The organism is Streptomyces griseosporeus, assembly GCF_014656055.1.
GTDB lineage: Bacteria > Actinomycetota > Actinomycetes > Streptomycetales > Streptomycetaceae > Streptomyces > Streptomyces griseosporeus.
This window is the reverse complement of record NZ_BNBR01000002.1, coordinates 1027885-1040161: the sequence shown is the minus strand read 5'-3', so window position 1 is coordinate 1040161 and position 12277 is coordinate 1027885. Positions and strand designations below refer to the sequence as shown.

The 12277-nt window shown below is 74.0% G+C and carries 9 protein-coding genes; 2 read left to right on the top strand and 7 right to left on the bottom strand.

The window, feature by feature from the left end; genetic code table 11:
* The 4 genes from IE308_RS13760 to xylB all read right to left on the bottom strand — a co-directional run bounded on the left by IE308_RS13760 (position 1) and on the right by xylB (position 4630).
* Positions 1-594, bottom strand: coding sequence for an N-acetylmuramoyl-L-alanine amidase (locus IE308_RS13760; protein WP_190218111.1), 594 nt, complete (start codon positions 592-594; stop codon positions 1-3).
* 79 nt (positions 595-673) lie between these two features.
* Positions 674-1687 (bottom strand): acetamidase/formamidase family protein, encoded by a 1014-nt coding sequence (locus IE308_RS13755; RefSeq protein ID WP_110626660.1) that lies wholly within the window; start codon positions 1685-1687, stop codon positions 674-676.
* Between the two features lie 259 nt (positions 1688-1946).
* Positions 1947-3155, bottom strand: coding sequence for an ROK family transcriptional regulator (locus IE308_RS13750; RefSeq protein ID WP_190218110.1), 1209 nt, complete (start codon positions 3153-3155; stop codon positions 1947-1949).
* A 29-nt stretch (positions 3156-3184) separates the two neighbouring features.
* A complete protein-coding gene (xylB, locus tag IE308_RS13745) occupies positions 3185-4630 on the bottom strand; it encodes a xylulokinase (RefSeq protein WP_190218109.1) in 1446 nt (481 codons plus the stop codon).
* 118 nt (positions 4631-4748) lie between these two features.
* Here xylB and xylA point away from each other — a divergent pair, with 118 nt between their 5' ends.
* Together xylA and IE308_RS36910 are read left to right on the top strand one after the other, a co-directional pair.
* Complete coding sequence (gene xylA / locus IE308_RS13740) at positions 4749-5915, top strand: xylose isomerase (RefSeq protein WP_110626657.1); 1167 nt, start codon at positions 4749-4751, stop codon at positions 5913-5915.
* Between the two features lie 351 nt (positions 5916-6266).
* The gene (locus IE308_RS36910; protein ID WP_229908888.1) at positions 6267-6572 is read left to right on the top strand and encodes a hypothetical protein; all 306 of its coding nucleotides are present in this window, start codon (positions 6267-6269) and stop codon (positions 6570-6572) included.
* 19 nt (positions 6573-6591) lie between these two features.
* Here IE308_RS36910 and IE308_RS13730 read toward each other — a convergent pair whose 3' ends face one another.
* From IE308_RS13730 to IE308_RS13720, 3 genes are all read right to left on the bottom strand, one after another.
* A complete protein-coding gene (locus tag IE308_RS13730) occupies positions 6592-7932 on the bottom strand; it encodes an esterase-like activity of phytase family protein (protein WP_190218107.1) in 1341 nt (446 codons plus the stop codon).
* Between the two features lie 129 nt (positions 7933-8061).
* Positions 8062-9345 carry an SWIM zinc finger family protein gene (locus IE308_RS13725; protein WP_190218106.1) on the bottom strand — a complete coding sequence of 428 codons (1284 nt, stop codon included), beginning with the start codon at positions 9343-9345 and terminating at the stop codon, positions 8062-8064.
* Complete coding sequence (locus IE308_RS13720) at positions 9342-12161, bottom strand: SCO1167/SCO6262 family helicase (protein ID WP_373314498.1); 2820 nt, start codon at positions 12159-12161, stop codon at positions 9342-9344. The genes IE308_RS13725 and IE308_RS13720 overlap by 4 nt, the downstream gene beginning before the upstream one ends.
* Positions 12162-12277 lie beyond the last annotated feature (116 nt).

The following is a 12277-nucleotide window of genomic DNA, read 5'->3' as shown; positions in this document are numbered from 1 at the left end:
TCAGGCGAAGTTGACCAGTCTTATGTAGCGGACCCAGTCCCAGTTCGGGCCGGGATCGGTGTGGTCGGTGCCCGGCACCTCGTAGTGGCCGATGATGTGCGCGCGGTCCTTCGGGATGCCGTACCGGTCGCACACGGACGCGGTGAGCCGGGCCGACTGTTCGTACAGCGCGTTGGTGAAGTAGGCGGGCTGGTCCACCCAGCCCTCGTGCTCGATGCCGATGCTGCGGGTGTTGTAGTCCCAGTTCCCGGCGTGCCAGGCGATGTCGGCCTCCCGCACGCACTGCGCGACGTGCCCGTCGGAGGAACGCACCACGTAGTGCGCGGACACCTTCTTCTGCGGGTTCTGGAAGATGGACAGGGTCGAGGCGTAGGTCTCCTGTGTCACATGGATGACCACGTAGTTCACCGGGTAGCCGGCGGGCCGGTTCGAGTCCGTGTAGTTGGAGGTGCTCGCGGGCTGCCACTCGGCGAGCGGGTAGTCGACGGCCTGCGCCTGGGCGCCGGCCCGGGCGGCCGGAAGTAAGACGGCGGGAAGCGCGGCGAGCGCGGCGCCCTTCAGCAGTCCTCGCCTGCTGGGAAGCGGTCGGGTCATGGACGCGAGCCCTTTCGACTCTGGGGACGGTGGGGGAGTTGGATGGTGAGAGGTGTGTCGTGGGGGCGCGGGATGAAGCTCAGCGGCGGAGCAGGGTCGCGGTCTCCCGCAGCTGCGCGTGCAGGCCACGGTGAGTCTCGCGCGGAGGCAGCCATTCCTTGCGGAGCTTGGCCACGCACGTGTAGTTGGTGTCACACACGTTGGCCAACGGTGACTCCGCCGCCTGGGTGGCGAACTGGTAGGCGTCGAGTTCGCCGAAGCCGTAGTCGCGGACCAGCCACCGCACCAGATCGAGCTGGGATATCCGGAACGCGTCCTCCAGCGGCCTGGCCGAGCCGGTCGAGATGATGTGCGTGTCCGACTCCAACCGGGGCCACGGCGTGGCGACCCCCTTGAGCAGCTCGACGATCACCGTCGTGTGCATCGCGCACTCCACCGCGACGCCGCAGGTCTCGCCCTCGCCCTGGCGGGCGTGGCCGTCCCCGAGGCTCAGCAGCGCACCCTCGACGTTCACGCCGAGATAGCAGGTGACGCCGGCCCGCATCTCGGGTGTGTCCATGTTGCCGCCGTGGGCGTCCGGCACCAGCGCCGAGCGCACCTCCAGGTTGGCCGGGGCCACGCCCACCGTGCCGTGCATCGGGTCGAGCGGCAGCTCGGCCTCGATGTCGCTCTCCCGTGCCCGGAACAGCGCGGTGCGGCGGGCCAGGTCGAGCTGCCAGATCCACACGGTCTCCGGCAGCGGCGGCTGCAGCGTGGCCGTGGTGTGCGTCGACGTGAGCGCCCCGAAGAGCGGGACCGTCGTCGAGGCGGCCCAGTCGCGGGCCGGCTCGATGGAGACGAAGTGCACCGCGACCGTGTCCCCTGGCTCGGCACCCTCGATGTGGAAGGGGCCTGTCTGAGGGTTCAGGAAGGGGAACTCGCACACCTCGGACACCAGGTCCTTCTCCGAGCGCACGCGTCCGGCGAAGCAGTCCTCCGTGTACAGGTCGAGCACCGTGCCCGGCGCGATGCGGGCCACGGGTGGCACGCCGCCGAACGTCCAGGCGTACTCGCCGGGTTCGGGTCGTACGGTCAGGATCCTGGGATCGCTCATGCTGCACGGCTCCGTTCTGCGGATCGGAAGGGCGCAGGGCGGACCGATGGGAGCCGACGGGAGTGCCCCGGCCGCGCCTCGCGTGAATCACGGTACGGCGCGGGCGGGTTGGGCAGAAGGGCGTGGATCGCTTCCGTGGACGAGCACGCGACTGTGGATAACCCCGCCACCCGTGTGGGTTAACTCCCCGACATAGCAAGGGGGTTGGCGGCCCGGAACGGACGGACCGAGATGACTGCGGACGGGCAAACGGACGGCTTCAGCCCCCTTCCGCCACCGCGGCCGGATCGTCGAGGACCCCCCGCACCACCGCGTGCGCCGCCCCCAGCAGCGGGCCCTCGGAGCCCAGCCGGGACACGGAGACCGGGCAGGCCGGTCCCGCGGTGCGCCGGGCCAGTTCCGCCCGCAGCGACGGCAGGAGCCATGGCCCCACCCCGGCCAGCGCGCCGCCGAGCACGACGCTCTCCGGGTCCAGCAGGTTGACCGCGCCCGTCAGGGCGATGCCGAGCGCCTCGCCCGCCTCGCGCAGGGCCCGCCGTACCGTCTCGTCGCCCTCCGCGGCGTGGTCGGCCAGCACCGCCACCCGGTCCTCGGCCGAGGCGAGGCCGGCCGCGCGCAGCACCGCCTCCTCGCCGGCGTACTGCTCCAGGCAGCCCCGCCCGCCGCAGGCGCACTCCGGCCCGTCGGGGCGGACCGGCACATGGCCCAGCTCGCCCGCGAAGCCGCGGGTGCCGCGCAGCAGCTGCCCGTCCACGACCACCGCCGCACCGATGCCGATCTCGGCGGAGACGTGCAGGAAGTCCCGCGGTGTGCCCTCGCCCAGCCAGAGTTCGGCGAGGCCGCCGAAGTTGGCCTCGTTGTCCACGATGAGCGGCAGATCCGCGGGCAGCAGCGCACCGAGGTCGGTGTCGTGCCAGTCGAGGTTCGGGGCCCGGACGACGGTCCGGGCGTCACGGGCCACCAGGCCGGGCACCGCGACCGCGAGCCCCGCCGGCCACAGCCCCTCCTGCTCGGCCTCGGCGACGACCTGCCGGACCAGATCGGTCAGTTCCCCGGCCACCGGCTCGGGGGAGCGGCCGCGGTTGGTGCCGTGCCGTATCGCGCGGGCCCGTACCTCGCCGCGCAGGTCAACCGCGCACACCGCGAGGTGGTCGACGCCGATCTCGGCCCCGATCCCGGCGGGCCCGCGCCCGCTGACGGCGAGCGCGGAGCCGGGCCGGCCCACGCGTCCGGGCCGCTCCGGGCCCAGCTCCTCCAGCAGCCCGGTCCGTATGAGCTCGTCGACGAGCGTCGAGACCGCCGCCCGGGTCAGCCCGATGCGGGAGGCGACCGCGGCCCGCGAGAGCGGGCCCTCGGCACTGACGGTGTGCATGACCCGGGCGAGGTTGCGCCGGCGCATGCCCTGCTGGGTGTCGGGCAGCGCGCGTCCGGGAGCCGCCGGGCGGGCCTCGTGCAGCGGTGCGGTCATGCCTGAAGTCAGTCCTCGGTCGAAGTCCCTCAGCGGTCTGCCGGGCCCCGCGCGAGCAGCGGGGCCGCGTCGGAGAGTACCCCGGAGATCCTCGCCAGCGCCGCCTCGTCCCGTTCCACCGCCTCCAGCACCGGTCCGCGGGCGGTGTCCCAGCGGCGGGCTACCGCGGCCGGGTCCTCACCGGTCAGCAGGCCGGCGGCCTGCGCCGCGGCGCCGAGCGCCACCAGCTCCTTGGCCTCGGGGACCTGCACCGGGCGGCCCGACAGCCGTCGTACCGTCTGCTGCCAGGCGGTGCCGCGGGCGCCGCCGCCGATCAGCAGCAGCGGCGCCGACGGGTCCGCGTCCGCGTCGAGCACCAGGTCGAGCGCGCCGAGCAGGGCGTGCACGGCACCGTCGTAGGCGGCCTGGAGAAGCTGGCCGCCGGTGGTGTCGTGGCGCAGGCCGAGCAGCAGGCCGGAGGCGTCCGGCAGATTGGGGGTGCGCTCGCCGTCCAGGTACGGCAGGAACGTCACACCGGCGGCCGGCTCGACGGCCTCTCGGTCCAGGCCCAGCAGGGCGGCGACACGGTCCACGGCGAGCGTGCAGTTCAGGGTGCAGGCCAGCGGCAGCCAGTCGCCGTGCGCGTCGGCGAAGCCCGCCACCGTGCCCGTCGGGTCGGTCGGGCGGTGTCGCGAGACGGCGTACACCGTGCCGGACGTGCCGAGGCTCATCACCGGCGTGCCGGGGCGCAGCCCCAGGCCTAGTGCGGCGGCGGCGTTGTCGCCGGTGCCCGGAGCGACCAGCGTGCCCTTCGAGAACGGCAGGTCGTGGTGCTCACGGACGGTGCCCGCCACCTCGCCGGGCCGCACCACACGCGGCAGCAGTGCCGGGTCCAGGCCGACGTGCCCGAGGATCTCCTCGTCGTACGCCTCCGTCGAGGACGCCCACCAGCCGGTGCCCGAGGCGTCGCCGCGGTCGGTGGTGCCCTGCCCGGTGAGCCGCTCGGTGAGGTAGTCGTGGGGCAGGCGCACGGCCTTCGTCGCGCGGACCGCGTCCGGCTCGTGCTCGGCCAGCCACGCCCACTTGGTGACCGTGAAGGACGCCGCCGGGACGCTGCCCGTGCGCTCCGCCCAGAACTTCGCGCCGCCCAGCTCCTCGGTCAGGCGGCGGGCCTGCGGCGCCGAGCGCACGTCGTTCCACAGCAGGGCCGGGCGTACCGGCTCACCCCGCTCGTCGAGCGTGACCAGGCCGTGCTGCTGGCCGCCGATCGACACCGCCGCGGCCTCGCGTGCCGCGTCACCGCACTGGCGCAGCGCCTCGCACAGCGCGTCCCACCACTGGCGCGGGTCGCTCTCGCGGCCCGGCCCGGAGGACACGTCGTGCCGGGCCTGGCCGCTGGCGACCACCTGCCCGGTGGCGGCGTCGACGACCAGCGCCTTGGTGGACTGGGTGGACGAGTCCACGCCGACGACAAGCGGACCCTCGGCCTGTGACATCGGGCTCTCCCTCACATTTTTCCGCGGCTCTGCGGGTTCTGTCTTCCCACGGATGCGGTGGCATACTAATTTGTAAACGGCCATGACGAAATAGCCGGAGCAAGCAAGGAGCCGCGGCATGAGCTACCAGCCCACCCCTGAGGACAGGTTCACCTTCGGTCTGTGGACCGTCGGCTGGCAGGGCAGGGACCCCTTCGGCGACGCCACCCGGCGTGCCCTCGACCCCGTCGAGACGGTGCAGCGGCTGGCCGAGCTGGGCGCCTACGGAGTGACCTTCCACGACGACGACCTCATCCCCTTCGGGTCCTCGGACTCCGAGCGCGAGGCGGTGATCAAGCGGTTCCGGCAGGCCCTGGACGCCACCGGCATGACCGTGCCGATGGCCACCACCAACCTGTTCACCCACCCGGTCTTCAAGGACGGCGCCTTCACGGCGAACGACCGCGACGTGCGCCGCTACGCACTGCGCAAGACCATCCGCAACATCGACCTGGCGGTGGAGCTGGGCGCGAAGACGTACGTCGCCTGGGGCGGCCGTGAGGGCGCCGAGTCCGGCGCCGCCAAGGACGTCCGCGTCGCCCTCGACCGCATGAAGGAGGCCTTCGACCTCCTCGGCGAGTACGTCACCGCCCAGGGCTACGACCTGCGCTTCGCCATCGAGCCCAAGCCGAACGAGCCGCGCGGCGACATCCTGCTGCCGACCGTCGGCCACGCCCTGGCCTTCATCGAGAAGCTGGAGCGCCCCGAGCTGTACGGCGTCAACCCCGAGGTCGGCCACGAGCAGATGGCCGGGCTGAACTTCCCGCACGGCATCGCCCAGGCCCTGTGGGCGGGCAAGCTCTTCCACATCGACCTCAACGGCCAGTCCGGCATCAAGTACGACCAGGACCTGCGCTTCGGCGCCGGCGACCTGCGTGCCGCCTTCTGGCTGGTCGACCTGCTGGAGAGCGCCGGATACGCCGGGCCGAAGCACTTCGACTTCAAGCCGCCGCGGACCGAGGACCTCGACGGCGTGTGGGCCTCCGCGGCCGGCTGCATGCGCAACTACCTCATCCTCAAGGAGCGCGCGCTGGCTTTCCGCAACGACCCCGAGGTGCAGGAGGCCCTGCGTGCGGCCCGCCTGGACCAGCTGGCCGAGCCCACGGCCGCCGACGGGCTCGACGCCCTGCTGGCCGACCGCGGTGCCTTCGAGGACTTCGACGTCGACGCGGCCGCCGCCCGCGGCATGGCCTTCGAGCGCCTCGACCAGCTCGCCATGGACCACCTCCTGGGTGCCCGCGGCTGACGGCGCGTCCACGCGCGCGGAGTGCGGCGGAACCGTACGGTCCGTGACCCGAGTCGGTTTCAGCTTCCGCGCGCCGCTCGCGCACATGAGTGGCCCCCGGCGACTCTGGAGGGTATGAGCCTGCCGCCCGTACCCCCGCAGCCGCCCGGGCCGCCCAGCGACACACCGCCTCCGGGCGGCGGGTTCGGCCCGCCGCCCGGAGGCCCCGTCGGTTCCGGAGGAGGGTACGGCCCTCCGCCCGGAGGCCCAGTCGGTTCTGGCGGAGGGTACGGCCCTCCGCCGGGCGGTGAACCGGGAGCGGGCGGCGGTCCGGGTGGCGGTCCGGGCCGCCGCCGCAACCCCGTGCTGATCATGCTGGCGGTGCTGGTGGCGGCCGGCGCGGTCGCCCTCGTCGTCCTGATGGCGTCATCCGACGACGACTCGCCCGACGAGCAGCCCTCGCGAGGCGGCAGTCCGAGCCGCACCCCGTCGGCGCCCTTCGGCATCCCGACGGAACTGCCCAGCGAACTGCCGACCACGCTGCCCTCCCTGCCCTCGGGGTTCCCGACCGAGCTGCCGAGCGGGCTGCCGAGCGGGCTGCCCAGCGAACTGGAGTCCCTGATCCCGTCCCTGCCCGACGATTGGGGGGACGCGGTGGGGGACGGCGCCCTGCCGTAGCCGGACGCCGGTGTACCGCTCAGATCCCGCGCGGCAGGCGAAGGTACGTCACCGTCGTCTCGACACCGCTGTCCACCAGCCGGCCCTGCGCGTCGAAGGCACCCCTCCCGTCCGTCATCCCGAAGTCGTTGTCGTTGATCAGGGCGAGCGTGTCGTGGTCCACGCGCGCGATGCCCTCGATCTTGCCCGGGATCCCGCCGACCCGGCCCAGGTCGACCACCAGCCGCTTGGCCGGCACCGGGACACCCGCTGCCGCGGGGTCGTCGAGCTGCTCCAGCGACGGCGAGGTGGTGTCGTCGTCCCAGCGGCCACCGAGGACGTTCGACGCCCGGTCCAGCCGCACCAGCTGCAGCCGCGCGGTCCGGTCGGTGCGCTCCTCGACCAGCAGCCGGTCGCCGCCGACCGCGACCACAGAGGAGATCTTCAGCTCGGAGGTGTCGTCCTCGCCCGGGTCGACCACCTCCACCGGGTCGAACCGGTAGACGTACTCGGCCGTCACGGCCTGCTCCTTCGGGGAGAAGCGGAGCAGGCGCGTGTTGCGCGAGGCGTTCCCGGCGTCCGCGTCGGGCAGCGACAGAGGGCTCTGGAGGGCCATCACGAGGTCACCGCCCGGCAGCTGGGCGAGCCCCTCGAAACCGCGGTTGGTCTTCCGGTGCAGCAGTACGGCGGGCAGCGCCTCGACGACGGGGTAGCCGGCGCCCGTCAGGTGCAGCCCCTTCGGCACGTACCGGGTGAGCACCTGCCCGCGCGCGGAGACGTGCACCAGGGAGGGCCCGTACTCGTCGGCCAGCCAGAAGCTGCCGTCCTGAGCCCGCACGATCCCCTCGGTGTCCAGGCCGTCGGGGTCGTAGGACAGCGGTGTCCTCGCGTCGTAGGAGTACGGCGCCTCGTCGCGGCCCGGCTGGTTCGGCAGACCGCTGACCGGCTGCCCGGACGACGTGGTGACCGGGACGGCCTTCACCACCCGCACGGCGTCGCCGGTCACCCGGATCCTCACGATCGCCGGGTCGAAGCCGGGCACCGGGAAGGTGCGGCGCTTGCTCCCGTCCACCTTGATCTGCCCGTTGGGGCCGCGGTCGGTGACCGTCCAGAACTCGCCCTTCGCCCCCGCCGGATAGATGTCGCTGCCGATGCCGCCGAGGTCCACGCCCCGGTCCTCGCCCACCGTGCCCGGCAGCAGCGCATTGCTGAACGCGCCGAGCGGGATGTCGCCGAGCGTCGCCGTCCGGACGACATGCGCCGCCCCGTCCGGCGCGGCTCCGGCCGGTACGGCCGCCCCCAGCGCACCCACCAGGGCGAGAGGGACGGCCGCTGCGACCAAGCGGTGGACACGGCGCCGGCCGGCGGCGTACGGGGACATCGGGCCTCCTGAAGGGCAGTTTCCTGACAGCGGCCAGATTTGGTCCCCGCGCGGAACGCCGTACGACGGCCGGATGAACGGCGCACGTCGGGTGCTCGTCGGCGTGGCGTGCCGCCCGCGCGCGGTGCGTCAGCCGGCGGTGCCCTCCCCCGTCGTGTCCTGCGCCGACGCCAGAGCGGTCGCCGGATTCCGGTCCGGCTCGCCCGCCGGCACCCACCGGCCGTTCTCCGTGCGGTACGGCCACCACCGTCCGGCGCGGTCCAGGCGCAGCTGCCGTGAACCGTCCGCGACCGTCCAGTGGTTGCCCCGCTGCCGCAGCTCGGGCCGCTCGTCCTCCTCCCAGGCCGTCGCGAGCGCGGCACGCGCGCGTGCGAGCACTTCCCCGCCCGGCGTCCACTCCTCCTCCAGGACGGACAGCGCGGCGGGGCCGCCGTACCGCCACGCGCGGACGGCGACCGCCGACTCGTCCCCGCTGCGGCCGGCGGAGAGCCGTTCCGCCACGGCACCCTGGGGATCGCCCGCCAGCAGGCGCACGCGGTCCTGTTCCGCCGTCAGATCCCCTTCCAGCGGTCGGCGTTCGTGTCCGGGATGCAGTGCGTCCGCCAGCAGGCGGTACGCCTCCTCGGCCGCCCGGGCGGCCAGGAACTCCAGGGCGGCCGGGTCGAGACCGGGTGGCGGCGCGGCGCCGGTGTCCAGGGACGGCGGCACACCGGGGCCTTCGGGCAACTCCGGCGGCGCGGGCAGCGGCGGCAGGATCACACCCGTCGCGTACGCCTCCTCGGCGTCGACACCGTCGTACGCCGGGGACGGCCCGGAATCCGCGGACGGCACCGTACCGCGGGTGCTGCGGGCCTGGAGGTCTTCCAGTACGGCGTTCTCGGCCCGCCCGCGCATCAGCAGCAGGACGAACGGGTTCTCGTCCAGCAGCCGCGCCACCTGATAGCACAGCGCGGCCGTGTGCCCGCACTGGTCCCAGGCGCCGCACTCGCACACCGGCTCCAGATCCCCCATGCCGGGCAGCAGGTCGACGCCCGCGCCCGCGGCGTCCTCGACCAGGTGCGGCGGCATCTCGTGGTCGAGCAGGGCCGCCACGTGCCCGGCCCGCTCCACGGCCATGGCGAGGAAGCGGTCCCACTGCTCCTCGGGCAGCTCCGCCAGCAGCACGTCCGCGCGGTAGCCGGTGCCGTCGCGGTCCTTCACGACGGCCGTGACCCGGCCCGGGCGCACCGACACCGTGCCGACGGCCCCCGCGCGGGCCAGCCTGCGGCCCGTCTTCACCTGCGAGCCGTCGAGTGCCGCCTCCTCCAGTGCCCTCAGCCAGGCCTGCCCCCACCAGGTCTGCGCGAAGCCGCGTCCGTGCGCGGGCGGATACGCCGCGAACACAAGCTCGGTGCCGTCGTCGTGCCGGGTCATCGGGATCCCCCTCGCAGCTCCACCAGGTCGGCCAGTTCCGCGTCGCTCAGCTCGGTCAGCGCGGCCTCGCCCGAGGCGAGCACCGACTCCGCCAGAGCGCGCTTGCGCTGCAGCATCTCCGCGATGCGGTCTTCGACGGTGCCCTCCGCGATCAGCCGGTGCACCTGCACCGGACGGGTCTGGCCCAGCCGGTGGGCGCGGTCGGTGGCCTGCGCCTCGACGGCCGGGTTCCACCAGCGGTCGTAGTGCACGACGTGCTCGGCCCGGGTCAGGTTCAGGCCCGTCCCCGCGGCCTTCAACGACAGCAGGAAGACCGGGACCTCGCCGTCCTGGAAGCGGCGCACCATGGCCTCCCTGGCCGCGACGGGGGTGCCGCCGTGCAGGAAGAGGGTGGGCACTCCGCGGGCCGCGAGATGGCGTTCTAGGAGCCGCGCCATGCCCACGTACTGCGTGAAGACCAGCACGCCCGCCTCCTCGGCCAGGATCGTGTCGAGCAGTTCGTCCAGCAGCTCCAGCTTTCCGGAGCGCCCGGCGATCCTCGGCCGCTCCTCCTTGAGGAACTGCGCCGGGTGGTTGCAGATCTGCTTCAGCCCCGTCAGCAGCTTCACGACCAGGCCCCGGCGCGCCATGTCGTCCGCGGCGGCGATCTCCGCGAGCGTCTCCCGCACCAGGGCCTCGTACAGGCCCGCCTGTTCGTCGGTGAGGGACACCGCGCGGTCGGTCTCCGTCTTGGGCGGCAGCTCCGGCGCGATGCCCGGGTCCGACTTGCGGCGACGCAACAGGAAGGGGCCCACCAGCCGGGCGAGCCGCTGTGCGGCCGCCGGGTCACGGCCGCTCTCCACGGCCTGCGCGTAGCGGGTGCGGAACGTGCCGAGCCGGCCCAGCAGCCCGGGAGTCGTCCAGTCCAGGATCGCCCACAGCTCCGACAGATTGTTCTCCACGGGGGTGCCGGTGAGCGCCACGCGCGCGCGTGCGCCGACGGAACGCAGAGCGCGTGCGGTCGCCGAGTAGGGGTTCTTCACATGCTGCGCCTCGTCCGCCACGACCAGCCCCCAGGGCACCGCGGCGAGCCGGACCGCGTCCGTACGGAGCGTGCCGTAGGTGGTGAGGACGAACTCCCCGTCGGCCAGTGCCTCCAGGTCGCGCCGCGGCCCGTGGAAGCGGCGTACGGGCGTGCCGGGCGCGAACCTCTCGATCTCCCGCTGCCAGTTGCCCATCAGCGACGTCGGGCACACCACCAGGGTCGGGCCCGCCGACGACGGGTCGGCCTGGCGGTGCAGATGAAGGGCGATCAGGGTGATCGTCTTGCCCAGGCCCATGTCGTCGGCGAGGCAGCAGCCCAGGCCGAGCGAGGTCATGCGGGCCAGCCAGCCCAGACCGCGCCGCTGGTAGTCCCGCAGGGTCGCGGCGAGCCCGGCGGGCTGAGCGACCGGCTCCTGAGCCCCGGGCCCGGCGATCCGCTCGCGCAGGGCTGCCAGCCAGCCCGTCGCCTCGACGTCGACGCGGCGGCCGTCGACCTCCACCGAACCGGTCAGGGCGGCACCGAGCGCGTCGACGGGTGTGATCTTGCGGTCCTGCCGGACACGAGCCTGCCGCACCTCCTGAGGGTCGATCAGCACCCACTGGTCACGCAGCCGCACGACAGGCCGGCTCGCCTCGGCGAGCCGGTCCAGCTCCTCCCTGGTGAGGCGCTGCCCGCCCAGTGCGGCCGTCCAGTCGAACGCCAGGAGCGCGTCGCCGGACAGGAACGACGGCAGACCGGAGGCGGCCGCACGGCCCGATGCCGCGGCTGCTTCGTCGGCCGTCGCGGCGCCGGCGGGCGGACCGATCGTCGCGCCGGTGGTCAGTCCGCGGTGGAGATCCTTGGGCCAGTGCACCTCGACCCCGGCCGCCGCGAGCGCACGCGCGCCGTCCCGCAGCAGGACGGTGACCTCCTCGTCGTCGAGGTCGACGGCGTCCGGTACGGCGGCCGAGAGCAGCGGCTCCAGCGCGGGCCAGACACCGGCCGCGCGCCGCAGCGCCAGCAACGCGTCCGTCCTCGCGCGCGTGCCGAGGCGCTCGGCCGCGGGGCTTCCGCCGGTCCACACCTCGGCGGCGTCCGCGACGAGAGCCGGGTCGCTGACGCTGTGCAGCTGCGGCACGGCACGGAACCACGGGGTTGCCGTTTCCGACGTCAGGCCCGGCACCTCGATCCGCACCGACAGCCGCACCCCGGCGTCGTGGCCGGCGGCGATGTCCGCGGCCCACGCGCTCAGCCCGGGGACGTGCTGCGGAGCCTGAGCCGCGAAGGCGGGACCGCCGGTGGCTACAGGAGCGGCGGGGGAGCGGGGCAGGCCGTTGGCGACGGCGTCCAGGAAGGCGCGCAACAGCCACTCCGGGTCGGGCAGCAGCAGGGGCTCCGTGCCGGGCAGGGGGACGGCGTGCGCCTCCGGGGGCATCGACGCGGCGAGCCGGCGGACCCGCTCGGTGTCCTCCGGCCCGAGGGGGCCCGCCCTCCAGGCGTCGTGATCGGTGTCGGACAGCCCGGGAAGCAGCAGGCCCCGGGCGGCGCAGTGCAGCGCGAGCAGAGCCGCCGCGCCCCAGAACACACCGGCCGGGTGGCCGTGCGCGGCGGCATGCGCGCGGGTCAGGATCGGCAGTGCAGCGCCCACCGGCAGCAGCAGGGCGGGCACGGTCACCGGCTCGACGCCCTCTTCGCCAGGCAGGGCCACGGTCAGCTCCGCGGCCGTGCCCGGCGGGACGGACGGGGGAGCGGCGCCGTCGGGCCGCCAGAAGGCGATGCTGCCGGTGCGGGCCGGATCGCAGGGCACGAACACGGCGCAGCATTGGGTCAGTTCGGCAATCTGAGAGGGTGTCGCTGGGGGAACGGTCAGCACAGCGGAGCCGCACTCCTCAAATTTGACTAGCAAGTCGGAGTCGCCGAGGGTACAGG